At 63.2% G+C, this 23,699-nt stretch carries 20 protein-coding genes; 9 read left to right on the forward strand and 11 right to left on the reverse strand.

Annotated elements, in window-relative coordinates; genetic code table 11:
- Positions 1-10 precede the first annotated feature (10 nt).
- From aauR to C7A17_RS13465, 7 genes are all read right to left on the reverse strand, one after another.
- Positions 11-1,333: a two-component response regulator AauR gene (aauR, locus tag C7A17_RS13435; RefSeq protein ID WP_106738510.1), complete on the reverse strand. Its 1,323-nt coding sequence runs from the start codon at positions 1,331-1,333 to the stop codon at positions 11-13.
- On the reverse strand, positions 1,330-3,213 hold the full coding sequence (locus C7A17_RS13440; RefSeq protein ID WP_106738511.1) for a sensor histidine kinase: 1,884 nt from the start codon (positions 3,211-3,213) through the stop codon (positions 1,330-1,332). Before C7A17_RS13440 ends, aauR begins: the two co-directional genes overlap by 4 nt.
- Positions 3,214-3,315: 102 nt before the next feature.
- On the reverse strand, positions 3,316-4,050 hold the full coding sequence (locus C7A17_RS13445; protein WP_106738512.1) for an amino acid ABC transporter ATP-binding protein: 735 nt from the start codon (positions 4,048-4,050) through the stop codon (positions 3,316-3,318).
- On the reverse strand, positions 4,047-4,715 hold the full coding sequence (locus tag C7A17_RS13450) for an amino acid ABC transporter permease (RefSeq protein ID WP_199796327.1): 669 nt from the start codon (positions 4,713-4,715) through the stop codon (positions 4,047-4,049). Before C7A17_RS13450 ends, C7A17_RS13445 begins: the two co-directional genes overlap by 4 nt.
- Positions 4,712-5,458, reverse strand: a complete 747-nt coding sequence (locus tag C7A17_RS13455; protein WP_106738514.1) for an amino acid ABC transporter permease — start codon at positions 5,456-5,458, stop codon at positions 4,712-4,714. Before C7A17_RS13455 ends, C7A17_RS13450 begins: the two co-directional genes overlap by 4 nt.
- A 471-nt stretch (positions 5,459-5,929) precedes the next feature.
- A complete protein-coding gene (locus C7A17_RS13460; RefSeq protein WP_106738515.1) occupies positions 5,930-6,838 on the reverse strand; it encodes a glutamate/aspartate ABC transporter substrate-binding protein in 909 nt (302 codons plus the stop codon).
- Positions 6,839-7,114: 276 nt separating this feature from the next.
- Positions 7,115-8,005 carry an acyltransferase gene (locus C7A17_RS13465; RefSeq protein WP_106738516.1) on the reverse strand — a complete coding sequence of 297 codons (891 nt, stop codon included), beginning with the start codon at positions 8,003-8,005 and terminating at the stop codon, positions 7,115-7,117.
- A gap of 162 nt (positions 8,006-8,167) precedes the next feature.
- Here C7A17_RS13465 and C7A17_RS13470 point away from each other — a divergent pair, with 162 nt between their 5' ends.
- The 6 genes from C7A17_RS13470 to creC all read left to right on the forward strand — a co-directional run bounded on the left by C7A17_RS13470 (position 8,168) and on the right by creC (position 15,187).
- The gene (locus C7A17_RS13470; RefSeq protein WP_106738517.1) at positions 8,168-9,406 is read left to right on the forward strand and encodes an HD-GYP domain-containing protein; all 1,239 of its coding nucleotides are present in this window, start codon (positions 8,168-8,170) and stop codon (positions 9,404-9,406) included.
- 88 nt (positions 9,407-9,494) lie between these two features.
- Positions 9,495-10,007, forward strand: a complete 513-nt coding sequence (gene rloA2, locus C7A17_RS13475) for a retropepsin-like aspartic peptidase RloA2 (RefSeq protein ID WP_106738518.1) — start codon at positions 9,495-9,497, stop codon at positions 10,005-10,007.
- 162 nt (positions 10,008-10,169) lie between these two features.
- Entirely contained in the window at positions 10,170-12,200 is a 2,031-nt protein-coding gene (locus C7A17_RS13480; RefSeq protein ID WP_106738519.1) for a methyl-accepting chemotaxis protein, read from the forward strand.
- 169 nt (positions 12,201-12,369) lie between these two features.
- Positions 12,370-12,810 (forward strand): CBS domain-containing protein, encoded by a 441-nt coding sequence (locus C7A17_RS13485; protein ID WP_106738520.1) that lies wholly within the window; start codon positions 12,370-12,372, stop codon positions 12,808-12,810.
- 271 nt (positions 12,811-13,081) lie between these two features.
- Positions 13,082-13,762: a two-component system response regulator CreB gene (gene creB, locus C7A17_RS13490; protein ID WP_106738521.1), complete on the forward strand. Its 681-nt coding sequence runs from the start codon at positions 13,082-13,084 to the stop codon at positions 13,760-13,762.
- A gap of 3 nt (positions 13,763-13,765) precedes the next feature.
- A complete protein-coding gene (creC, locus tag C7A17_RS13495) occupies positions 13,766-15,187 on the forward strand; it encodes a two-component system sensor histidine kinase CreC (RefSeq protein ID WP_106738522.1) in 1,422 nt (473 codons plus the stop codon).
- A gap of 187 nt (positions 15,188-15,374) precedes the next feature.
- Here the strand turns inward: creC and C7A17_RS27200 are convergent, their stop codons facing one another.
- The 4 genes from C7A17_RS27200 to C7A17_RS13515 form a co-directional block, all read right to left on the reverse strand.
- Positions 15,375-15,506, reverse strand: a complete 132-nt coding sequence (locus C7A17_RS27200; RefSeq protein WP_267895729.1) for a hypothetical protein — start codon at positions 15,504-15,506, stop codon at positions 15,375-15,377.
- 64 nt (positions 15,507-15,570) lie between these two features.
- Positions 15,571-15,942 carry a VOC family protein gene (locus tag C7A17_RS13500; protein ID WP_106738523.1) on the reverse strand — a complete coding sequence of 124 codons (372 nt, stop codon included), beginning with the start codon at positions 15,940-15,942 and terminating at the stop codon, positions 15,571-15,573.
- A 324-nt stretch (positions 15,943-16,266) separates the two neighbouring features.
- Positions 16,267-18,567: an ATP-dependent DNA helicase gene (locus tag C7A17_RS13510; RefSeq protein ID WP_106738524.1), complete on the reverse strand. Its 2,301-nt coding sequence runs from the start codon at positions 18,565-18,567 to the stop codon at positions 16,267-16,269.
- Positions 18,564-20,195: a VRR-NUC domain-containing protein gene (locus C7A17_RS13515; protein ID WP_106738525.1), complete on the reverse strand. Its 1,632-nt coding sequence runs from the start codon at positions 20,193-20,195 to the stop codon at positions 18,564-18,566. Before C7A17_RS13515 ends, C7A17_RS13510 begins: the two co-directional genes overlap by 4 nt.
- Before the next feature lie 524 nt (positions 20,196-20,719).
- On the opposite strand from C7A17_RS13515, the gene C7A17_RS13520 reads away from it, so the two are divergent.
- The 3 genes from C7A17_RS13520 to C7A17_RS13530 all read left to right on the forward strand — a co-directional run bounded on the left by C7A17_RS13520 (position 20,720) and on the right by C7A17_RS13530 (position 23,563).
- Positions 20,720-21,721, forward strand: coding sequence for a DctP family TRAP transporter solute-binding subunit (locus C7A17_RS13520; RefSeq protein WP_106738526.1), 1,002 nt, complete (start codon positions 20,720-20,722; stop codon positions 21,719-21,721).
- An 80-nt stretch (positions 21,722-21,801) separates the two neighbouring features.
- Positions 21,802-22,278: a TRAP transporter small permease gene (locus C7A17_RS13525; RefSeq protein ID WP_106738527.1), complete on the forward strand. Its 477-nt coding sequence runs from the start codon at positions 21,802-21,804 to the stop codon at positions 22,276-22,278.
- A complete protein-coding gene (locus C7A17_RS13530) occupies positions 22,268-23,563 on the forward strand; it encodes a TRAP transporter large permease (protein WP_106738528.1) in 1,296 nt (431 codons plus the stop codon). Before C7A17_RS13525 ends, C7A17_RS13530 begins: the two co-directional genes overlap by 11 nt.
- Positions 23,564-23,699: the final 136 nt, after the last annotated feature.

Here is a 23,699-nt window from a genome sequence, read left to right on the forward strand (position 1 = left end):
ATGCGCCTGGTTATTGCAGCCCGTATTTCTTCACCTTGTCGAACAGCGTGGTCTTGGCCAGACCCAGTGCCTGGGCGGCCTGGCTGAGGTTGCCGGCGTGACGCTCCAGCGCCGCACCCAGCAGGTTGCGCTCGAAGGCTTCCACCGCTTCGTTGAAGCCCAGTGCGTGGTTGTCGGCCTGGCCGCTTTTCTTGAATACCGGCAGGCCCAGGGCGAAACGCTCGGCGACATTGCGCAGTTCGCGCACGTTGCCCGGCCAGTCGTGTGCGGTCAGGGCCGCCAGGGTGTGGCGATCCAGTTCCGGTACCGCGCGGTCGAAGCGCAGCGCGGCCAGTTGCAGGAAGTGTTCGAACAGCAGGGCGATGTCTTCGCGGCGTTCGCGCAGCGGCGGCAGCTCCAGGGTCACCACGTTGAGCCGGTAGTACAGGTCACTGCGAAACTCGCCGCGTCTGCCCAGCTCGTCGAGGTCGGACTTGGTGGCAGCGATCACCCGGCAGTCGACATCGATCGACTGGTTCGAGCCGAGTCGTTCCAGGCTGTGCTCCTGCAGCACACGCAGCAGTTTGATCTGCAGGCCCAGCGGCATGCTCTCGATCTCGTCGAGAAACAGGCTGCCACCGTCGGCATGTTCGATCTTGCCGATGCGCCGCTTGCCGGCGCCGGTGAAGGCATGTGCCTCGTGGCCGAATATCTCGCTCTCGAACAGGCTTTCCGGCAGGCCGCCACAGTTGAGGGCGACGAACTGCTTGCTCTGCCGCCTGCTGAAATCGTGCAGGCAGCGGGCGACCAGTTCCTTGCCGGTACCGGTCTCGCCTTCGATCAGCACGTTGGCGTTGGTGTCGGCGACGTTGGCGATCAGCTCGCGCAGCTGCTGCATGGCCGGCGAACGGCCGATGATGCGCTGCTCCAGTGCCTGGCGCCCGGCCAGTTGGCGGCGCAGGGCACTGACTTCGCGAGCCAGGCTGCGTTGCTCCAGGGCGCGGCGGGCGACGTCGACCAGACGTTCGGGGGAGAAGGGCTTTTCCATGAAGTCGTAGGCGCCGTCACGCATTGCGCCGACGGCCATACCGATGTCGCCGTGGCCGGTGATCAGCACCACCGGCAGGCGTGCGTCGCGCTGCTTGAGGCGGGTCAGCAGTTCCAGGCCATCAATGCCGGGCAGGCGAATGTCGCTGATGACGATGCCGGCGAAATCTTCGTCAACCCGCTGCAAGGCCTCTTCGGCGCTGCCTACACCGATGCTGTCGATGTCTTCCAGGGCCAGTGCCTGCTGGCAACCGAGCAGCACATGGGGATCGTCTTCGACGATCAGGACGGTGAGGCTGTCGCTCATGCTTTGGGCTCCCGCGGGTAGGGTAGGCTGAGGATGAAGGCGGTGCCGCCCTCGTCCGGGTGGCGTACGGTGAGGCTGCCGCCTGCGGCTGCGGCCAGGCTGGCGGACAGGGTCAGGCCGAGGCCCAGGCCCTGTTCGCCGGGTTTGGTGGTAAAGAACGGCTCGAACAGGTGCGCGCGGGTTTCCGGGGCAATGCCGGGGCCGTTGTCGCGCACTTCCAGCTGGTAGCCATCGGCTTCAGCGGTGCCGCTCAGCCACAGCTGGCGGTCGACCTGGTCGCGCATGGCATCGAGGGCGTTGCTGATCAGGTTGACCAGAATCTGCTCCAGGCGAATCTGTTCGATGGCCAGGCGCACCTCGTCCTGCTCCGGGTGTAAATAGTCGCGATGAATGGTCATGCTGGTGCGTTGCAGGCGCGGATGCAGGAGCATAACGGCCGCATCCACCGCCTGCTGCAGCGAGGCCTCGCCGCTATCACCGGTACGGCGGGCGAAGGCGCGCAGGCTGCCGGTGATCTTACCCATGCGATCGACCAGTTCACCGATGTTCTGCAGGTTGCTGCTGGCGACATCCAGCGCACCACGCTGAAGGAAGCGCACGGTGTTGCCGGACAGCGTGCGCAGCGCCGCCAGTGGCTGATTCAGCTCGTGGGCGATGCTGGTGGACATCTGCCCGATCACCGCCAGCTTGCCGGCCTGCACCAGTTCGTCCTGGGCCTGACGCAGAGTGGTTTCGGCCTGCTCGCGCTCGCGCACCTCGGCTTGCAGGCGCTCGTTGCTGGCCTGCAGGTCGGCGGTGCGCTCGGTGATCTTGCGCTCCAGCTCATCGTTGGCCGCTTGCAGCGCTTCGCGGGCGGCCAGGCGCGTGGCGATCACCTTGCGGCGCTCGTTCCAGGCAATCAGCAGGAAGGCCAGCAGTGCCGCCGCCACGGCCGCCAGCATGCCGTGGATCATGGCGGCGCTGCGTTGCTCCTGCAGCGGGCTGAGCAGGGTCAGGTGCCAGGGCGTGTCTTCCAGGCGGCGGGTTTGCAGCAGGTAATTGGCTGGCGTACCGGCGGTGGCGAAGCTGACCTGCTCGATGCCGTCGTCCAGTGGCGAGCGGTTGAACAGCTGCAGTTCCTCCAGCGCGGCCCAGTGGTATTGCAGGCTGCGCGCCAGGCGTTCCTTGGTCTCGTCATCGAGTGGACGCACGGCCTTGAGGCGTACCATCGGGTCACTGGCGAGGATGATGATGCCGTTCTCGTCACTGACGTAGGCTTCCAGCAGGGCGCGTTGCCAGCGCTCTTCGAGGGCATCGAGGCGTACCTTGACCACCGCCACGCCGATGATGCGTTTGCCGTCGCGCAAACCGTGGGCCAGGTAGTAGCCAGGCTCGCCGGTGGTGCTGCCGATACCGTAGAAGCGCCCGGGCAGGCCCTTGATTGCGTCCTGGTAATAGGCGCGGAACGACAGATCCTCGCCGAGGTAGCTGTCGGCTTGCTCCCAGTTGCTGGTAGCGATCACTCGGCCATCCGGGTCGAGCACGTAGATGGCCAGGCTGCCGCTGCGTTGGTTGAGGCCGGCCAGGTACTGATTGACGTGATGCCGGCGATAGGCCGTGGGCGCCAGCAGCAGGCGCGAGACGTTGCCTTCCAGCTCCAGCAGGCTGGGCAGGTAGGTGTATTTGGTGATCTCACTTTCGACGGCGCGGGCGTTGAGCTCCAGCTGGCGCTCACCGTTTTCGGCCAGGGCGCGGATACCGGCACGGTCGCTGATGTGGTAGCCGGCGTAGCCACAGCCGAGCACCAGCAGCAGGAACAGCAGGATCAGCGACAGGTGACGGAGCAGGCGCGGTTTCACGATCAGGTCGGCGCGAGGACTGATGGACAGGCATTGCATCATAGTCCTCCCCAGGCTGACCAGTTGCTCGACGCGTAGGGTGCGCCACGCGCACCGGTTGTGGTGCGTTGGCATTGGTGCGCACGGCGCACCCTAGCTGTCCGGTCAGTGCTGGAGGATTTTCGCCAGGAACTGCTGAGCACGATCGGAGCGGGCGTTGATGTCGCCGAAGAATTCCTCCTTCGGACAGTCTTCGACGATCTGTCCGGCGTCCATGAAGATCACCCGGTCGGCGACCTTGCGCGCGAAGCCCATCTCGTGAGTCACGCACATCATGGTCATGCCTTCGTGGGCCAGTTGCACCATCACGTCGAGCACTTCGTTGACCATTTCCGGGTCAAGCGCCGAGGTCGGTTCATCGAACAGCATCACCACCGGATCCATGGCCAGGGCACGGGCGATGGCCACGCGTTGTTGTTGACCGCCGGAGAGCTGGCCCGGGTGCTTGTGCGCATGCGCGGACAGGCCGACGCGGTCGAGCAGAGCCAGACCCTTCTTGGTCGCTTCTTCCTTGCTGCGGCCGAGCACCTTGATCTGGGCGATGGTCAGGTTCTCGGTGATGGTCAGGTGCGGGAACAGCTCGAAGTGCTGGAACACCATGCCAACGCGCGAGCGCAGCTTGGGCAGGTTGGTCTTCTTGTCGGCAATCGAGGTGCCGTCGACCACGATGTCGCCTTTCTGGAATGGCTCCAGCGCGTTGACGCACTTGATCAGGGTCGACTTGCCCGAGCCGGACGGCCCGCACACCACGACCACTTCGCCCTTCTTCACCTCGGTGCTGCAATCGGTCAGCACCTGGAAGTCCCCGTACCACTTGTTGACGTTCTGGATGGAAATCATACGGCTAACCTTTTTTGCAGGAGCTTGACCAGGCGCGAGGCGGCGAAGCTGATGGTGAAGTAGACCAAACCGGCGAAAATCAGAAACTCATGGGGCTGGCCCAGAATGTCGCCACGCGAGCGAGCGGCATTGAGGAAGTCCATCAGGCCCACGGTGTACACCAGCGAGGTGTCCTGGAACAGGATGATGCTCTGTTGCAGCAACAGCGGAGTCATCTTGCGGAAGGCCTGCGGCAGGATGATCATGCGCATGCTCTGGCCGTAGGTCATGCCGAGAGCCGAGGCAGCGCCCATCTGACCCTTGGGAATGGCCTGGATGCCGGCACGGACGATCTCGCAGAAGTAGGCCGCCTCGAACATCACGAAGGCCACCAGGCACGAGCTGAACGCGCCTACGGGGGTGTCCTCGCCGGTGATCCAGCGCAGGATGAACGGCACCGCGAAGTAGAACCAGGTGATCACCAGCAGCAGCGGGATCGAGCGGAAGTAGTTGACGTAAGTGGCGGCGATGTTCGACAGCAGCTTGCTGTGCGACAAACGCATCAGGGCCAGCAGGGTGCCCAGAGCCACGCCGCCGATGATGCCCAGGGCCATCAGCTGCAGGGTCATCGCCATGCCTTCCCACAGGCCCGGCAGGGCGGGGATGATTTCGCTGAAATCCATCATTTACCCCCTACGGAGATCAGGCCGGGTACGGCGACCTTCTTCTCGATCATGCGCATGATCATCATCAGGCTCATGTTCAAGGTGAAGTAGATCAGCGTGGCCAGGGTGAAGGCTTCGAACAGGTTGGCGCTGAACTCGGCGGTCTGCTTGGTCTGCGCCAGCAGTTCCATCAGGCCGATCAGCGACGCCACCGAGGAGTTCTTGAAGATGTTGAGGAACTCGCTGGTAAGCGGCGGAATGATGATGCGAAACGCCTGCGGCAACAGCACGTTGGTGTAGATCTGCGGCAGGCGGAAGCCCATGGCGTAGGCTGCGGCGGTCTGTCCCTTGGGCAGCGCCTCGATACCGGTGCGTACCTGTTCGCAGACGCGGGCGGCGGTGAACAGGCCGAGGCACACCACCACCGACAGGTAGGCCGAAGTGGCCGGGTTGAGATCCTGTTTGAACCACAGCTCCAGCGGTTCGGGCAGCAGATCCGGCACCAGGAAGTACCAGAGGAACAGCTGCACCAGCAGCGGTACGTTGCGGAAGATTTCCACGTAGGCGGTTGCCAGGCCGGACAGCCAGCGGTTCGGCAGGGTACGCATGACGCCAAGCAGCGAGCCCAGCGCCAGGGCGATGATCCAGCCAGCCAGGGCGATGGCGATGGTCCAGCCCAGGCCGGTGATGAACCAGTCCAGGTAGGTCTCGCTGCCGATGCCGGTGGACTTGAAGTAGATACCCCAGTCCCAGTTGTAATTCATTACGGTTTTCCCCTCTTGTGAGGACGGGATCTGCTGCGCGTCAGCCCTGCTGCGTTAGAAACAGGCTCGGAAGTCGTTTGCGACTAACGCACTTCAGTGCGACCCCGAAGGGGCGAACGAAGTGAGTCATGCTCATGTACAAAAGTACACTCCGCTTCCTCGCCTCTTTCTGCCTTGCATGGCTCTAGCTCGCGAGATCCTAGGTACGGCTTTGATGACGAAGCGCGAAAGCGGGCGACAGTTCCCCGTATCCGCCTGGGGGGGGCTGAAATAGTCGTCATTCCCGCGCAGGCGGGAATCCAGAACCCCGCAGCACCTGGGCTCCCACCTTCGCGGGAGTGACGGTGTGGGGCTTTTCAGCGCTTCCCTAGCGGACGGTCTCGGCTTCGTCAGAAATTGGGTTGGGGAAGCCGCTGGCTTCCCCGGAGTCCCCGCGCCGTGACGCCTCGTGAGCGTGGCGGCGCATCACCGTCAAATCTGTTCTGCGGATTTGTCGGTCGGGTTGGCGATCAGCTTCTTCAGCTCGTCGCTCATGGGGAAATTCAGGTTCAGGCCCTTCGGTGGGACGGGCTGCTGGAACCACTTGGCGTAGATGTCGTTGATCTCGCCGGAAGCGAAGGTGTCGCTGATGGCCTTGTCGACCACTTTCTTGAAGCCGGCGTCACCCTTGCGCACCATACAGCCATAGATTTCGAAGGATTGCGGCGTACCGACCACGGCCCAGTCGTCCGGCTTCTTGGCCTTGGCCATTTCGCCAGCGAGCAGGGCGTCGTCCATCATGAAGGCGACGGCGCGGTTGGATTCGAGCATCAGGAAGGACTCGCCGTGATCCTTGGCGGAAATCACGTTCATGCCCATCTTCTTCTCGGCGTTCATCGACTTGATCAGGCGCTCGGAAGTGGTGCCGGCGGTGGTCACCACGTTCTTGCCCTTCAGGTCTTCGAAATCGTTGATGCCGCTGGTCTTCTTGGCCAGCAGGCGGGTGCCCACCTCGAAGATGCCAACGGAGAAATCGACCTGCTGCTGGCGCTCGATGTTGTTGGTGGTGGAGCCGCACTCCAGATCGACGGTGCCGTTCTGCACCAGCGGAATACGGGTCTGCGAGGTGACCAGGTTGTAGCGCACCTTGAGGTCGGGCATGCCCAGTTCCTGCTTCAGCGCCTCGACGACTTTCAGTTGCAGGTCATGGGAATAGCCGATCGGCTGACGGGAGTTGTCGCCGTAGTAGGAGAAGGGGATGGAGGAGTCGCGGTGGCCCAGGGTGATGGTGCCGGAGTCCTTGATCTTCTTCAGGGTGCCGGTCAGTTCTTCGGCGATGGCTGGAGTGGAAAGGACGGCTGCAGCAATGGCCACGCTCAGTACACGGTGGAAGGTACGCATCAATCGAGTCCTCGATGTTGTTGTTGTGATGGCGCTTGAACGCCACTTTGCTCAGGGAAGGTCTATCGCATTCCTGAAGAGGACGGAGCAGGATGTGTGCCAGTGCCTGAATCAACCCTAATTTATTGATTTTTAATGGTTTTATTTTTGATGTGGTGAGATGGGGCGTTCGGCTTGGCGAATAAGCCGGGGTGGCTCGTTCGGAAAGCCGAACGCGAACCGTAGGGTGCGCCGTGCGCACCGCCCCTCCAGAGCCATTGGTGCGCACGTAACACCCTACGGCGCTTGTTCGCGCAGCTGTTCGATGCGGGCATCCTTGTCCTGCCAAAGCTGGCTGACCCAGTCCTGCATCTGCTGGCGGAACGCCGGGTCGTTCTGGTAATCGCCCTGCCACAAGGTCGGGTCGAGTTCGCGTGTCTGGATATCGATGATCACCTTGGGCACCTGGCCGCTGAGCAACGCCCAGAAGCCCGGCACCTGCTTGTCGGGGTAAACCAGGGTGACGTCCAGTACCGCGTCGATCTGCTCGCCCAGGGCGGCCAGAACGAAGGCCACGCCGCCGGCTTTGGGCTTGAGCAGGTAGCGGTAGGGTGATTGCTGCTGAGCCTGTTTGGCGGGGGTGAAGCGAGTGCCTTCGAGGAAGTTGACCACGGTCACCGGCAAGCGCTTGAACTTCTCGCAGGCGGCCTTGGTGATTTCCAGATCCTTGCCCTGCATATGCGGGTTCTTTTTCAGAAAGGCTTTGGAGTAGCGCTTCATGAAGGGGTAATCCAGCGCCCAGAACGCCAGGCCGAGGAAGGGCACCCAGATCAGTTCCTGCTTGAGGAAGAACTTGAAGTAGGGCGTCTTGCGATTGAATGCCTGCACCAGGGCCGGAATGTCGACCCATGACTGGTGATTGCTGATCACCAGGTAGGAACTGTCGCTGCGCAGTTCGGCGTTACCACGGATGTCCCAGCGCGTTGGCGTGAGCAGGGCGAAGATGCGTTTGCAGTTCTCGGCCCAGAACTCGGCCACCCACATCACGCCGCGTGAGCAGGCATCGCGGGCGTTTTGCCCGGGCAGGACGAACTTGCCGAGGGCGATCAGCAGCAGCGGCCCGATCAGGATCAGGGTGTTGGCGAGCAGCAGGACGATGTTGGCTAGGCCGGTCAGCAGAGGGCGCATGTCGACTCCATGGCGGGCGGTGAGAGGCCATCTTATTGCAAGCGCGGCGCTTTGCTCAAAATTGCCCCTGACTGGCCTATTGCCAGTTGAGCGGCTATATGCCAATGATCGTTGCCATGGACACTCGTCCAGGGAAGGCGCTCTCACCTGCCGGTACACACCATGCTCAAGCGGATTGCCGTCGCTGATCTACGCGTCGGAATGTTCATTCAGGAGTTTTGCGGATCCTGGATGGATCATCCCTTCTGGAAGTCCAAGTTTCTCCTCGAGTCGGAAAAGGATCTTGCGCGTATTCGGGAGAGCGCGATCCGTGAGCTGTGGATCGACGTCAGCAAGGGCAGCGATGTCGCCGCCGGTGTGCAAGCCGCCAGCGAGGCCGAGGTGGAATGCGAGGCGCAAGCGCGGCTGCTGGCTGCCATCGAGCCGCCCAAGGTCAAGACGCTGTCGATGGAGCAGGAGCTCGAGCATGCGGTGAAGCTGTGCGCTCGCTCCAAGCAGGCGGTGATGGCCATGTTCGGCGATGCGCGCATGGGGCAGGCCTTGCAGTTCGAGCAGGCCGAGTTGCTGGTCGAGGAAATCTCCGATTCTGTGATGCGCCACCCCAACGCGTTGATCAGCCTGGCACGACTCAAACATGCCGACGAATACACCTACATGCACTCGGTGGCGGTCTGCGCCTTGATGATCGCCCTGGCGCGTCAGCTCGGCCTGCCCGAGGCGGCGGTGCGTGAGGCCGGTTTGGCCGGGCTGCTGCATGACATCGGCAAGATGGCGGTGCCGCAAGCGCTGCTGGACAAGCCGGGAAAACTCACCGAGACCGAGTTCGCCACGGTGCGCCGCCACCCGGAAGAAGGCGGCAGCATCCTCATCGCCAGCAAGCAGGTCAGTGCGCTGGTGCTGGACGTTTGCCTGCACCATCACGAGAAGGTCGATGGCAGTGGTTATCCGCATCATCTGCAGGGTGACCAGATCAGCCTGCTGGCGAAGATGGGCGCGGTCTGCGATGTATACGATGCCATCACCTCCAACCGGCCTTACAAGCAGGGCTGGGATCCGGCTGAATCGATCCGCAAGATGGCCGAATGGAAAGGCCATTTCGACGAGCTGGTGTTCCAGGCGTTCGTCAAGACCGTCGGCATCTATCCGGTCGGAGCGCTGGTGCGCCTGCAAAGTGGTCGCCTGGCGGTGGTGCTGGAGCAGAACCCCAAGGCGTTGCTGGCACCGAGGGTCAAGGTGTTCTTCTCGGCCAAGTCACGTATGCCGTTACCGCAGGCTGTGGTCGACCTGAGCAAACCAGGCGTCGAGGATCGCATCGTTGGCCGCGAGCCGGCAGAGGAATGGGGGTTCGAGCGACTCGATGAGTTGTGGAGTGGGCTTTCCCTGGATGGGCAAGGGCGTTAGTCACGCAGCACCCTGTAATCCTTTTTCGGGAACATGACGCGCTCGCCACAGTCGGAAGTGCGGTCAACCTGAGCATGAGGATTCTTCCGTGAAATACGCCCTGCTTCTACTGGCCGCCGTCATCAGTCTGCCGACGCTGGCCGATGAGCAGCCCGACCTCTATGGCCGCTACGAATTGATCAAACTCCCCGCCCTGGGGCAGACCCTCAAGGCCAAGATGGACACCGGCGCCATGACCGCCTCGTTGTCGGCCAAGGACATCGAACCGTTCAAACGCGATGGTGAGGATTGGGTACGCTTCCGCCTGGCTGTCGAGGGTGCCGAAGACACGCTTTACGAACACCCGCTGGTGCGCATCGCCGAGATCAAGAAGCGCGCCGAAGAGGCGGGTGACTCGGCCTCGCAGGAAGTGGCCTATTCGCAGCGCCCAGTAATCGAGATGCCGATCTGCCTGGGTGATGAAGAGCGCACGATCGAGGTCAACCTGACTGATCGCAGTACTTTCAGCTATCCCCTGCTGATTGGTGCCAGCGCCATGCGCGATCTTGGTGCGGCAGTGAACCCGGCCGAGCGCTACACCCGCGACCGTCCCCAATGCTGAGTTAATTGTCGCATTTCGGAAAAGCTTGATACTCATTGGCCATTACACTCGACGAGAGTGTCCCGTAGCGACTTCCCCGACTCTGGGGGCGACGGGCCTGCTTTTTGCTATTAGCAATTTATTGCCAGGCCAGTAGGCCCAACAGGTCGCTGAGGTGTCGCCATGACAGGAGTACTCAAGCCGGGTGTACGGCTGCTCCAGCGTTTCAGTTTTGCCCACAAATTCCAGCTGGTGTTTCTGCTGTTCGCATTGCCGCTTGGTTATGCCCTGTGGGTGATCAGCAGCGATTACCTGGCAAGGCTGCAGTCCGTCGACCACGAAGTCGAAGGTGCCCAGGCGCTCGAGCTGATGGCCCAGGTGCAGCAGGAACTGATCGCCCAGCGCACTTTGCTGGCGCGTTGGAAGGGCACCGAGAAAAGCGCCGAGGGTTTGCTGCAACAACGTGAAGCGCAGCTCGACGAGGCCTTGCAGAAGGCCGCTGAGCCGCTGCAGAGCGGGCTGGTCAGTGATGATGCGAGGCAGCATTTTCAAGCGCTGCAAGGCGAGCGTGACAGTCTGCGCGCGGCCAGTCTGAGCAAGGTGGCATTGCCCGATGCGCTGGAGCGTTACCAGAAAGCCCTGCTCCATCTGATCGCTCTGCGCGAGCAGGTCGCGACAGACAGCGCGCTGATTCTCGATCCGCGCCTCGATACCTACCTGATGATGGAGCAGATCACCTACATTATGCCGCGTCTGCTCGAGCAGCTCGGTACCTTCGCCGCGCAGGGCCATGGTGCGGTGGTCTCGCAGCATTTCACCTTGCAAAGCCGAGTGCTGATCCGTGACCTGCGCAGCAGCCTCGATGAGCAGCGGGCGCAACTGGTCAAGGCGCAGACCACCCTGTCGCGTAAGGCGCCGCAGGCCATGCGCCAACTGAGTGCGCCTTTCGAGGCCTCGCTCAAGGCTTTTGACGAATTTCTCCTGCAGATCGATCGCGATATGTTCGACGCCAGCCCCATGGCGTTGACTCCCGAACAGTTCGTGCAGCGTGTCGAGACTCTGGAGACGCAATTGCAGGCGCTGCAACAGGCGCTCTATCAGCAGTTCTCCGCCAGCCTTGGGCACTACCAACAGCAGGCGCTGCAATCGATGATCGAGGCCATTGGCGCATTCGTCGTACTGGCCTTGTTGGCGATGTACGTGCTGATGTGCCTGAACGCGTCGATCCGCATCAGCACCAGCAACATCATCGACGCGGCGCGAGGGCTACGTGACGGCGACCTGCGTGTGCGTATGGAGGTCAGCGGCCGCGATGATCTGGCCGCCATCGCCCAGGCACTGAATACCGCGGTCGAGCAGATGCGCCAGTCGCTGCAGGGCGTCAATCAGGAAAGCCAGCAGCTCGATGGCACGGTGCAACTGCTCGGTGGTCAGGCGCGCGATGCGCTGGATGCGGTCGAGCAGCAACAGGCGCAGATGAGTCAGATCGCTACCGCGGCCACGCAGATGGCCGCCACCGCCCAGAGCGTGGCGCAGAGCTGCGAACAGGCGGCCGTAGAGGCGCAGCAGACTCGCGAGGTGGCGCTGGGCAGCAACCAGCGTAGCGAGCGCACCAGTGCTAGCATGCGCCAGCTCAGCAGCCGCTTGAGCGACAGTGCCGAAGCGTTGCAGCAGTTGCGCGAACAGACCCAGCAGATCAACCGAGTGGTCGAGGTGATCAAGGGCATCGCCGAGCAGACCAACCTGCTGGCGCTCAATGCCGCCATCGAAGCGGCGCGTGCCGGCGAGGCCGGGCGTGGTTTTGCCGTGGTCGCCGACGAGGTGCGCTCGCTGTCCAAGCGCACCCAGGACTCCACTCAGGAAATCGCCCAGACCGTGGACGACCTGCAGCGCGTGGTTGGCCAGTCGGTGACCTTGATGGAGAGTGCCTGCAAGCAGGCGGATGGCGATATCGGCAGCGTACTGGCGATGAGTGATGACCTGCAGGCCATCGTCGACTCGGTGCAACGCGTTACCGATCGCCTGGCGCAGATCGCCACTGCCGCCGAGCAGCAGGCAGCCACGGCCGATGAGGTCAGTGGCAATATCCAACAGGTGGATCAGGCGGCCGGACAATTGCTCGATGGTGCCCAGGCGGTGAGCAGCGCTGCCGAGCAGTTGCGTCGGGGCAGCGAAGGGCTGGCGCAGAATACCCGGCGCTTCAGGCTGGACTGAAAGGTTGTTGGCCAGTGACCACGCTGGGTTGAGGCTGGATTGGCCAAATCGGTTGCCTTGGTGTCGCTCCAAGGCTGACCGTTCGGCGTAACTCTGCTATAGCTCTGTCCTGCGTTCGTCCGTTGTTTGTCGAAGGCCTCACCTTAAAAGAACAAGCAGGAACCCCAGTATGAAGACCGTCGCCGAGATTCTCCGTAACAAGCCAAACGCCTATGTCTACAGCGTCGACATCGATGATTCCCTGCTGGTGGGGTTGCAGGTCATGGCCGAGAAGGGCGTGGGGGCTCTGGTGGTGCTGTCCGGCGGGCGCCTGGCGGGAATCGTCAGCGAGCGCGACTACGTGCGTAAGGTCGCCCTGGCCGAGCGCTCGATGCTCAGTGCCAAGGTCAGCGAAATCATGACCCGCGAGGTCATCAGCGTCGGCCCACGTGACACCCTGCAGAGCTGCCTGGAACTGATGACCGAACGTCGCCTGCGCCACCTGCCGGTGTTGGCCGAGGGCGAACTGATCGGCCTGCTGTCCATCGGTGACCTGGTCAAGGAAACCATCGCCGAACAGGCCGACCTGATTCGCCAGCTGGAGCAGTACATCCGCGGCGAGATTCCGTAAGACCTGTTCTCGGTGAGTTGCCCGGATGCAATCCGGGAAATCGCGCCGCCTATTCCCCGGATTGCATCCGGGCTACGAGGCCAGCCACTGTAGGAGCGGATTTATCCGCGAAATCGCGGTGCAACTGCGAGCGACTACTGCGTGCAGGCACGCCTAGGCCGGCTTGACGTCAGTATCCCGTAGGGCGGGTGAAACCCGCCAATACCTCACTTGACGCTGGCTCCCGTGCTCGGCAGTCTCCCGCAGTCGAATTCCAGGTGCAGGACGCCCGATGCCGCAGATACTGATAGTCGAAGACGAAGCCGCGATTGCCGATACGCTGGTCTATGCCCTGCAGGCCGAAGGCTTTCTCACCCAGTGGACGAGCCTCGGGGGCGAGGCACTGACGTTGTTGGAGAACGGCGCTTTCGACCTGGCCATCCTTGACGTTGGCCTCCCCGATATCAGCGGCTTCGAAGTGTGCAAGCGCCTGCGCCGTTTCTCCGAGGTGCCGGTGATCTTCCTCACCGCGCGCAGCGAGGAGATCGATCGCGTGGTGGGCCTGGAAATCGGCGCCGACGACTACGTGGTCAAACCCTTCAGCCCGCGTGAGGTGGCCGCTAGGGTCAAGGCCATCCTCAAGCGCGTCGCTCCGCGTGAAACGCCAGCCGCCAGCGCACCGAGCGTCTTCCAGGTCGACGATGCGGCCTTTCGCATCCACTACCATGGCCAGGCACTGAACCTCACTCGCCACGAATTTCGTCTGCTGCGCACACTGCTTGACCAGCCGCGTCGGGTGTATTCCCGTGAGCAACTGCTCGACGCTCTTGGCGTGGCCAGCGAGGCGGGCTACGAACGTAACGTCGACAGCCATATCAAGAGCGTGCGCGCCAAGTTGCGCACCATCGCCCCCGCCGAAGAGCCGATCCAGACCCATCGCGGCCTGGGCTACAGCTACGATCCAGAGGCTTGAGCCATGCCGCTCGGCGTTCGCATCTTCCTCGTCTACTTCCTCTTCGTCGGCCTGGCCGGCTGGTTCGTGCTGAGCACGGTGATGGACGAGATTCGTCCCGGCGTACGCCAGAGCACCGAGGAAACCCTGGTCGATACTGCCAACCTGCTGGCCGAGATCCTGCGCGATGAGGTCAGGGCCGGCACCCTGGGGCAAGGGCGCCTGAACGATGCGTTGGAGGCCTATGGTCGGCGTCAGCCACAGGCGGCGATCTGGGGGCTGACCAAGGCCGAGGTCAACCACCGCATCTACGTCACCGACGCCCAGGGCATTGTCCTGCTCGACTCCACTGGGCAGGCGGTCGGCCAGGATTATTCGCGCTGGAACGATGTGCTGCTGACCCTGCGGGGCCAGTACGGCGCCCGTTCGACCCGCGAAGACCCGAATGACTCCGACTCTTCGGTGATGTATGTGGCGGCGCCGATCAAGGATGGTGAGCAGATCATCGGTGTGGTGTCGGTGGCCAAGCCCAACCGCACCCTGCAGCCCTATATCGAGCGTTCGCAGACGCGCCTGGGTTGGCTCGGCGCAGGGCTGATCGGCCTTGGACTGCTGATCGGCGCGTTGCTGTCCTGGTGGCTCAGCGCGGCGCTGGGCAAGCTGACTCGCTATGCTCAGTCCGTCAGCGAGGGCCAACGCGCCGAGGCCCCGAACGTGCGCGGCGGTGAGCTGGGGCAGTTGGCCAAAGCGGTGGAACGCATGCGCACCGAGCTCGAAGGCAAGGCCTACGTCGAGCGTTACGTACACACCCTGACCCACGAACTGAAGAGCCCGCTGGCGGCCATCCGTGGTGCCGCCGAACTGCTCGAAGGTGATATGCCGGCCGAGCAGCGCCAGCGCTTCGTGGGCAATATCCAGCAGGAAAGCGCGCGTCTGCAGAACCTGATCGAACGCCTGCTGCACCTGGCCCAGGTGGAACAGCGCCAGGGCCTGGAAGAGCGGGTGAGCGTGCCGCTGACGCCACTGGTGGAAGAATTGCTGCAGGCGCAGCAGGCACGCATCACTGCCGCCAATCTGCAGATCGACCAAGCGTTGCCTGCCGGTCTCAGCCTGAGCGGCGAACGCTTCCTGCTGCGCCAGGCGCTGGCCAATCTGCTGGACAACGCCCTGGACTTCACTCCACCCGGCGGACACATCCGCATCACCGCCGAACGTCAGGGCGAGCGCATCGTCCTGCGCCTGTTCAACCAGGGCGAAGCCATCCCTGGCTACGCGCTGGCGCGCCTCACCGAGCGCTTCTACTCCCTGCCACGCCCCAACGGCGGCCGTAAAAGCACCGGCCTGGGCCTGAACTTCGTGCAGGAAGTGGCCGAGCTGCATGGTGGCGAGCTGCATATCGGCAATGTCGAAGGAGGGGTGGAAGTACGCCTGACGCTCCCCGCGTAGGGTGCGCCGCGCGCACCGGCTGCCTCGTGGGAGAGCCTTTAGCCGCGATGGGGCGCGTAGGATGGGTAGAGCAACGCGAAATCCAGGCTACTTACTTGCTCAAAACAACCAATGAATGCCAAGACGCTATGAGCGTTCCAGCCAGGCCGAAGGCCGCATTCCTGAGTAGCCTTTTGCCCACGCGATTCTAGGTGAACGCCTGGGATTTGTGCAGCGCTTGCTCGCTTGTTGCGTCGATCACACTGGCTGCCAGAAGCAGTAACGCACCCAGTGGAATATTCAGAAAAGCGATCTCGAAGAAGCCGCAGAGCAGAGCCATGGCGCTGCCAGTACAAGCGGAGTGAGGATAAAGGCTGCCAGGGCGCTTCTGCTTTCTCGGTGCATCAGTCGTCCGTATGCAGGTGGCAAACCGCTTCGATGTTGTGTCCGTCTGGGCCAATGACGAACGCGCCGTAGTAGTTCGGATGGTAGTGCGGACGCACCCCAGGAGGGCCGTTGTCCTTTCCGCCCGCAGCCAGCGCGGCCGTATAGAACGCATCTACTTCGGCGCGACTCTGGGCGGTGATGGCGATGTGGAGATGAGCAGGTTTCTCCGAAGATTCGGATAGCCAGAGCGACGGCTTGCCGTTGCGTCCGATGCCGACGCTGTGAGGCCCTTCCATGGCGACGGTCACGCCCAATGGCTGCAATGCCTTCAGGAAGAAAGACTTGCTTTCGGCCAAGCTGGTGACGCCAATGCCCAGGTGATCAAACATATATCTCTCCACGCGGATTAGCGCTGGATGCTGTCCGCGGCCTAATCGTTGTTAAGGGGGCGTGATTTAGCCCGTCCCAGTGAGCGCAGCGAGCGGTTTTAACCAATTGGAAGGTGTTTACTGAACATGAAATTCTTTTTCAATTAGCAATGTTCCTTGTCTCTTCACTTGAAATACCCAAGGGCCTGATTTGGTCTCCCAGGGATAACCATTGGCAAGTCGTATTCAGGCGCGTCGTACCGGCATATCTGATCCCCCTGAGTATCGCTACGCTCAATCTAGACTAAGGCTCTCAGGCGGCAATGATCGCGGCTAAAGCCGCTCCTACAGATCAGGTTGCGGCTCGGGTGTGGGTGTTTTGTGCGGCAAACGCAGCAGTTCCACCTGCCACCAGCTCGGCAGCAGGCGGCGGACTTCGGGGCGGGCGAAGCGGTCGTCGATGAGGTAGAGCACGCCCTGGTCTTCCGGCGTGCGGATTACCCGGCCGGCAGCCTGTACCACCTTCTGCATACCGGGAAACAGGTAGGTGTAGTCGTAGCCATTGCCGAACAGGGCGTCCATGCGTTGGCGGATTTCTTCGTTGATCGGGTTGAGCTGGGCCAGACCGAGGGTGGCGACGAAGGCGCCGATCAGCCGTTCGCCGGGTAGATCCACGCCTTCACCGAAGACGCCGCCGAGCACGGCGAAGCCGATGCCGCGCCCGCCAATCTGGAAGCGCTCGATAAAGCCCTGGCGCGCGGCTTCGTCCATCTGTCGCGATTGTGTCCACACAGGAATCTGCGGCTGATCGCGGCGCAGTTGCTGCAGCACCTGCTCCAGATACTGATAGCTGCTGAAGAAAGCCAGGTAGTTGCCCGGGCGTTCGGCGTACTGGCGCGCCATCAACTGGCAGATCGGTGCCAGCGAGGCGTCGCGGTGCTGGTAGCGGGTCGACAGGTTGCGCACCACTTGCACGTGCAGCTGTTCGGCGCTGAAGGGTGAGGCGACGTCCAGGCACTGGGTCTCTTCCGGCAGGCCGAGCAGGTCGAGGTAGTAGTGGCTGGGGCTGAGGGTGGCGGAGAACAGAGTGGCGCTGTGGGCGTCCTCGAAGCGCGGGCCGAGGAAGGGCGCCGGCAGGATATTGCGGATGCACAGGGTGGAATAGCTGCGCCCGTTGCCGGCCTCGATTCGGCTGATATCGAACAGCGAGTGCGGGCCGAAGCTTTCCGCCAGGCGGCAGAACAGCATGGCATCGAGATAGAAACTGAGCAGCTCGCCGCCATTGCCTTCGGGCTGGTCGGTGAGCAGGTCGGTGATGGCGCTGACCGCCTTGCCCAGGGCGGCGAGCAGCAGGTCCGGCGCCAAAGGGTAGACCTGGTAGGCTACCGCTTGCTCGCGGTGCAGTTGATCCCAGTGGCGATCGACCCGTTCCAGCACGCTCTTCAGGCGCTTCGGCGCGTCACGGCACATGGCCTTGAAGCGCGCCTGATCCAGCTCGGCGCTGTACATGCCGCGCCCGCGTTCCACCAGGTTGTGCGCTTCGTCCACCAGCAGGCAGACGCGCCACTGGTTGATCAGGGTGAGGCTGTGCAGCAGGGCGCCGAGGTCGAAGTAGTAGTTGTAGTCGCACACCACCACGTCGCTCCAGCGACACAGCTCCTGGCTCAGGTAATAGGGGCACACGCCGTGGGCGATGGCGATGTTGCGCACCGCCTGCTGATCCAGCCAGCGCTCCCTGAGTGCCGCGCTACGTGCAGCCGGCAGGCGGTCGTAGAAACCCTTGGCCAGCGGGCAGGAGTCGCCATGGCAGGCCTTGCTCGGGTGCTCGCAGGCCTTGTCGCGGGCCACGTGTTCCAGCACGCGCAGCGGCGTGTCCGGTTCGCGCAGGCGTCGCAGGGCATCCAGCGCCAGGCGCCGGCCTGGCGTCTTGGCACTGAGGAAGAACAGGCGGTCGAGCTGCTGGCCGGGCATGGCCTTGAGCTGTGGGAACAGGGTGCCGAGGGTCTTGCCGATGCCGGTGGTAGCCTGCGCCAGCAGGTAGTGACCGTCGCGTGCGGCGCGGTACACGGCTTCAGCCAGTTGTCGTTGGCCATGGCGAAATTCGCCATAGGGGAACTCCAGCGTTTCCAATGCCTGGTTGCGCGCCTGCTGGTGTGCCTGCTCCTGGCGTGCCCAGTGGATATAGCGGCGGCAATGCAGGGCGAAGAACTCGCCCAGCGATGCGGCGCTGTGGCGTTCGCGAAACACCGTCTCCTGCTGAGTGATGACGTTGAAGTAGACCACTGCCAGATCCAGCTCCTCGAAGCCCAGCTCCTGGCATAGCAACCAGCCGTAGACCTTGACCTGCGCCCAGTGCAGCAGACGGTGGTTGGCCGGGATGCGTGAGATGTCGCCGCGGTGGGTCTTGATCTCTTCCAGCAGGCGAAACTCGGGGTCGAAGCCATCGGCGCGGCCGCTGACGGTCAGCCCCTCGAACTCGCCGATCAGTGGCAGCTCGGCAACATAATCCGGGCCGCGCCTTGCAACCACCGTGGCGTGCCCGGCCATGCCTTCGGCGGCGGTGGGCGAGGGGGTGAAGCGCAGGTCGAGGTCACCTTCCTTGGCGGTGAACTCGCACAGCTCACGCACGGCGATGCGCAGACTCACTCGCTCCACTCCACGTAGCAGACGCTGACCGGCATGCCATGCTCGGCGCAGAACGCCAGCCAGCGTTTCTGGTTGTCCTGCAGGCGGTCGCCTGGGCCTTTTACCTCGATCATCCGGTAGCGGCCTTCAGCGGGCCAGAACTGGATCAGGTCGGGCATGCCGGCGCGGTTTTCGCGGATATCGGCCAGCAGGCGGCGGAACCAGGCGGCCATATGCTGTGGTGGCAGGCAGGCCAATGCCTGTTCCAGGCGCTCGGTGTCGAGCAGCTCCCAGAACACGAAGGGCGACTGGATGCCGAACTTCTCGGCATGGGTGCGGCGTATGGCCTCGATGTAGCTGCCGTCCTCCAGGCGTGCCAGGCAGGCGGCGAATAGATCACTGCGCCGTGCATGGAAGTCGGCGCTGTGCAGATCCACCGGGCCGGTATGAAAGGGGTGGAAGAAGGCGCCGGGCAGCGGGGCGAAGATCGCCTCCCAGCAGAGCAGGCCGAACAGCCCGCAGATCAGCGTGTTCTCCACGTAATGCACCGGCGCATCGGGCTCGGCCAGGTGCATGGCCACGGCCAGCTCGACGCTGGCGGCGCGTGGCAGGCGCAGGTCGAGGCGATCCTCGGTGATTTTTGCCGCCTTGGCCGCTGGCGGCAGGCCGAGGCGTTTGCTCAGGCGTGTGCGCGCCCGTTCTGCCAGCTGCACTTCCTCACCATTGAGCGGTGCTTTGAGCACCTGATCGACCTGAGCCAGCGCTTCGGCATCACGGCCGAGCCGCTCCAGCACACGAATCTGCCGCTGGCGCGAGCCGGGAGCATGGGTGTCGCGGTATAGCATCAACGCCAAATCCAGCTCGCCGGTGCGCTCCAGGTGCTGCGCCAGCTGTAGCTGCAGGCGTTGATGGCGGTTGCCTATATGGGGGTTGTCGGTGCTGAAGTCGCCCAGCTGCAGCAGTACCTCAGGCACGCTTTCGCCAGCGTCGAAAGCCTCGCGGCAGGCGCGCAGGTGCAGATAGTCATCCATGTCCTGGCGGTGGCGAAAACCACGTGAGCCCGGCGTGATCGGCACCTGTTCGTAGCGGAAAATCCCCAGGTCGGCGAGGACGAACTCCGACCAGTCCTGCGCCAGGTTGCCGAAGAACATCAGGCGCAGGCGGTCGCACAGTGGCCCGATGGCCAGGCTCAGCAGACGCTCGTCCAGATGCGGGCACCAGTCAGCCAGGCTGCGTGGCTCGATATGCAGCTCGCGCAGGTAGTCGAGCAGTTCGCTCTTCTTCAGGTTGCTGCCTGACAGGTCGCTGGCGAAATGCGCGGCCAGCTCGTCCTTGAGCAGCAGGGCACCGAGTTCGTCGAAACTCAGCGCGGCGCAGTCGATCAACCAGCCCAGCTCCAGCAGCGGCGCGGCTGCGCTGGGGATGTCGCCGATCTCGGCATAACGTAGTTTGCTCAGGCGAAAGTGCACGCCCTTGCGCATCACCAGGCGCACCAGCAGCGCCTGGGTGGGCAATGGTAGCTGGGGGAAATCCGCGACGAAGGCACGCTCGGCGTCATCCATCAGGTCACGGTGATGGGTGTCGAGCCAGGTGAGGGCCTTGCGGAAGTTGGCCAGGTAATAGAGTTCAGGGGCATCGAGGGTGAGCATGGAGCGGATTTTTACTGGTTTTTTATACAGATGCCAGCTGTTGCGATGACGACGAGACGGAAGGCGATAGGCTCATGCCGCTTGAGTGGTCTCTGTCCGTCGGTACTCTGGCTCTGCCACAGGCGACATTCAGCGTAAAGGCAGTCGTCTGGGGCCAGGCAGAGCGGTATTGGATGGGGGCGTCACGGGCAGGTTGACGACATTGGCCATGGCAGCGGCTGATTATCGAGTCGAGGTGATTTGGCAATTCTCTTGCTGGATGGGTAACGTATCGTGCTATCGATCTGTCATGCGTTGCTCCGAGTATTTTCGCTCAACGCTACACTCTGCGATTCAGGTGCGACCCACCTGCTCCTGCCGCCTGCCCACAAGGCCAGATCGGCATACCGACGCCCAATTGGTGTCCCCGCTACATGCGCCTATCCGGCGCAGCCTGGTGACTGACCCGGTCGCCGCTGGATCAACCATGCCGCAGTCATTCTCGGCGTGGACTAACAATCACAATGATCCCACAAGGACGCCCCATGAAACTCTCCCGCTGCTTCACTGCACTGGCTGCTGCCGCTGCGCTCACCGCTGCCTGTGCCTCGGCCCAGGCGCGCGAATACTCCGTGTCCACCGTTCTGTCCGATGCCTTCCCCTGGGGGCAGGCGGCACAAAAGTGGGCCGATCTGGTCAACGAGCGCTCCGAAGGACGCATCACCCTGCGTGTCTACCCCAATGCGCAACTGGTCACCGGTGACCAGACCAAGGAATTCTCCGCCATGCGTTCCGGCCTGATCGACATGGCCGTGGGCTCGACCATCAACTGGTCGCCGCAGGTGCCGGAGCTCAACCTGTTCTCCCTGCCGTTCCTGATGAACGATAACGCCGACCTGGATGCCATCACCCAGGGCGAAGCCGGCAAGCTGGCCTTCGCCGCTATCGAGAAGCGCGGCATCGTTCCGCTGGCCTGGGGCGAGAATGGCTTCCGCCAACTCTCCAACTCGGCCAAGCCGGTGCGTGCGCCAGCTGACCTCAAGGGTTTGAAAATCCGCGTGGTAGGTTCGCCATTGTTCCAGGACACCTTCACCGCCCTGGGCGCCAACCCGACGCAGATGAGCTGGGCAGACGCTAAGCCGGCGCTGACCACCGGTGCGGTGGATGGCCAGGAGAACCCGCTGTCGGTGTTCGACGTGGCGCGCATCGACCAGGCCGGGCAGAAGTACCTGACCCGGTGGAACTACATGGCTGACCCGCTGATCTTTGCCGTCAACCAGCGTATCTGGAAGGAGCTGCCGGAGGCCGACCGCGAGTTGCTGGCCCAGGCCGCCCGTGACGCCGGTGAGTGGGAAGTGGCGCTGTCGCGCGAGGCGGAAGTCAAGCGCCTGGCCGACATCCGCGAGCGTGGTGTCGAGCTGATCGAACTCGACGATGCCGAGCGTCAGGCTTTCGTCGATGCCACCCGCAGCGTTCATGAGAAGTGGGCACCGCGTATTGGCAAGGAACTGATGGAGGCGGCGCAGAGCGCCATCGCCCAGCCCTGACTCTTCGTTAGCTGTTTATCGGGAGCCCTCCAGATTGCGTGCAAACCACTGCGCTTGGCTCCCGTTTCTCCGAGGTTTCCATGAGCAATAAACCGGACGCGTCCATCGAGCGCGTGCTGGCCACCCTGGCGTTGGTGCTGATCAGCGTGATCAGCCTGGCCAACGTGGTGGTGCGCTATTTCACCAATGTGTCGTTCGCCTTCACCGAGGAACTCTCGGTGTTCCTGCTGGTGGTGCTGACCTTCGCCGGCGCTTCGGTGGCGCTGCGCCGTAACGGCCATATTCGCATCAGCATGGTCGAGCAGATGTTCCCGCGCCTGCGCACGCCGCTGGTGTTGCTGCAGTGGCTGGCCGGTGTGCTGGTGCTGGGCCTGGTCAGCTGGTACGGCGGCCAGTTCGCCTGGGAAGAATTCCAGTGGCAATCGGAGTCGCCGGGCATGGGCCTGCCGAACTGGTGGTACGTGGTCTGGCTGCCGCTGCTGAGCCTGTTCATGCTGGTACGCCTGACCCAGATGACCCTGGATCGCCTGCGCGGGAGGATCAGCGATGAGCCCTGACCTGCTGCTGGTCATCAGCTTTCTCGTTCTGCTGATTCTGGGCGTGCCGGTGGCCTTCGCCCTTGGCCTGTCCGGTGCCATCGGCATTGTCGCCGGGTTGTCGCCGGACATGCTCGCCACCCTTGGCACCAACACCTACAACAGCGTGGCCAAGTATCCGCTGATCGCCATTCCGCTGTTCATCCTCACCGGCCTGGTGTTCGAGAAGGCTGGCGTGGCGATACGCCTGGTGCGCTTCGCCCAGGCGCTGATCGGCCCTCGCCACGGTGGCCTGGGCATGGTCGCGGTGCTGGTGTGCATGATCATGGGCGGTATGAGTGGCTCCGGCCCGGCGGACGCCGCGGCAGTGGCCATGGTGATGCTGCCGAGCATGACCAAGGCGGGCTATCCCAAGCCATTCTCGGCGACGGTAATCGCCGCGTCTGCTTCCACGGCGATCCTGATTCCACCGTCGATTGCGCTGATTCTGTATTCCATCGTGGTGCCCGGCGTGGATCTGCGCGCGCTGTTCGCCGCCGGTCTGTTCCCCGGCATCCTCGCCGGTCTGACCTTGCTGCTGCCGGTGTGGCTGATCTCCCGTCATTACGGCTGGGAAGCGCCGCAGGGCGAGGAACGTCCGCCGCTGTGGGCGAGCTTCAAGGATGCGCTGCCGGCGTTGTTCGCCCCGATCCTGATCCTGGGCGGCTTGCGCAGTGGCCTGTTCACGCCGACCGAAGCGGCCGTGGCGGCAGTGGCCTATGGCATTCTCATCGGTCTGTTCGTGACCCGCGAGCTGGACTGGCGCAGCCTGTGGCGTCTGTGTGGCGAGGCGGCGGTGATTTCCGGCGTGGTCATGCTGATCATCGCCCTGGCCGGGATCTTCGCCTGGGCCGGCACCATGCTCGGTACCTTCCGTCACCTGGCCGAGTGGATGATCTCGCTGTCGGATGACGGCACCACGCTGCTGATCCTGGTGATGCTCGCGGTGCTGCTGGTGGGCATGTTGCTCGATGCGATCTCCATCTACCTGATCCTCATGCCGATCCTGATCCCGGTGATGCAGCACTTCGGCTGGAGCCCGGTGTGGTTCGGCATCCTGCTGGCGATGAACATCGCCATCGGCCAGTTCACTCCGCCGGTGGCCGTGAACCTGCTGGTGACCACCGAAGTGGCGAAGATCAGACTGGAGCAGACGGTCGGCTGGGCGCTGCTGTTCGTGGTGATCATGGGCAGCGCGTTGGTATTGGTGGCGATCTTCCCGGAAATCGCCCTGTGGTTGCCGCGTAAGCTCGGCTATACGGTGTAACCTGTTGTGGGGGCGGTACCCACCGCTCCCGCATCGCTGCCTAAGTCTCGCCGATTCTCCACACAATCTCCACGCTCGCCCCACACGCCGCCCATCGTCGCTGCCCAGACTCTGCCGTACCTTCACTCGCTACGGA

The organism is Pseudomonas mendocina (assembly GCF_003008615.1).
Taxonomy (GTDB): Bacteria; Pseudomonadota; Gammaproteobacteria; order Pseudomonadales; family Pseudomonadaceae; genus Aquipseudomonas; species Aquipseudomonas mendocina_C.

Excerpts from the sequence above, each read along its gene's own strand:
- aauR (WP_106738510.1), bottom strand. The coding sequence starts at position 1,333 with ATGAGCGACAGCCTCACCGTCCTGATCGTCGAAGACGATCCCCATGTG.
- C7A17_RS13440 (WP_106738511.1), bottom strand. The coding sequence starts at position 3,213 with ATGATGCAATGCCTGTCCATCAGTCCTCGCGCCGACCTGATCGTGAAA.
- C7A17_RS13445 (WP_106738512.1), bottom strand. The coding sequence starts at position 4,050 with ATGATTTCCATCCAGAACGTCAACAAGTGGTACGGGGACTTCCAGGTG.
- C7A17_RS13450 (WP_199796327.1), bottom strand. The coding sequence starts at position 4,715 with ATGATGGATTTCAGCGAAATCATCCCCGCCCTGCCGGGCCTGTGGGAA.
- C7A17_RS13455 (WP_106738514.1), bottom strand. The coding sequence starts at position 5,458 with ATGAATTACAACTGGGACTGGGGTATCTACTTCAAGTCCACCGGCATC.
- C7A17_RS13460 (WP_106738515.1), bottom strand. The coding sequence starts at position 6,838 with ATGCGTACCTTCCACCGTGTACTGAGCGTGGCCATTGCTGCAGCCGTC.
- C7A17_RS13465 (WP_106738516.1), bottom strand. The coding sequence starts at position 8,005 with ATGCGCCCTCTGCTGACCGGCCTAGCCAACATCGTCCTGCTGCTCGCC.
- C7A17_RS13470 (WP_106738517.1), top strand. The coding sequence starts at position 8,168 with ATGCTCAAGCGGATTGCCGTCGCTGATCTACGCGTCGGAATGTTCATT.
- C7A17_RS13480 (WP_106738519.1), top strand. The coding sequence starts at position 10,170 with ATGACAGGAGTACTCAAGCCGGGTGTACGGCTGCTCCAGCGTTTCAGT.
- C7A17_RS13485 (WP_106738520.1), top strand. The coding sequence starts at position 12,370 with ATGAAGACCGTCGCCGAGATTCTCCGTAACAAGCCAAACGCCTATGTC.
- creB (WP_106738521.1), top strand. The coding sequence starts at position 13,082 with ATGCCGCAGATACTGATAGTCGAAGACGAAGCCGCGATTGCCGATACG.
- creC (WP_106738522.1), top strand. The coding sequence starts at position 13,766 with ATGCCGCTCGGCGTTCGCATCTTCCTCGTCTACTTCCTCTTCGTCGGC.
- C7A17_RS27200 (WP_267895729.1), bottom strand. The coding sequence starts at position 15,506 with ATGGCTCTGCTCTGCGGCTTCTTCGAGATCGCTTTTCTGAATATTCCA.
- C7A17_RS13500 (WP_106738523.1), bottom strand. The coding sequence starts at position 15,942 with ATGTTTGATCACCTGGGCATTGGCGTCACCAGCTTGGCCGAAAGCAAG.
- C7A17_RS13515 (WP_106738525.1), bottom strand. The coding sequence starts at position 20,195 with ATGCTCACCCTCGATGCCCCTGAACTCTATTACCTGGCCAACTTCCGC.
- C7A17_RS13520 (WP_106738526.1), top strand. The coding sequence starts at position 20,720 with ATGAAACTCTCCCGCTGCTTCACTGCACTGGCTGCTGCCGCTGCGCTC.
- C7A17_RS13525 (WP_106738527.1), top strand. The coding sequence starts at position 21,802 with ATGAGCAATAAACCGGACGCGTCCATCGAGCGCGTGCTGGCCACCCTG.
- C7A17_RS13530 (WP_106738528.1), top strand. The coding sequence starts at position 22,268 with ATGAGCCCTGACCTGCTGCTGGTCATCAGCTTTCTCGTTCTGCTGATT.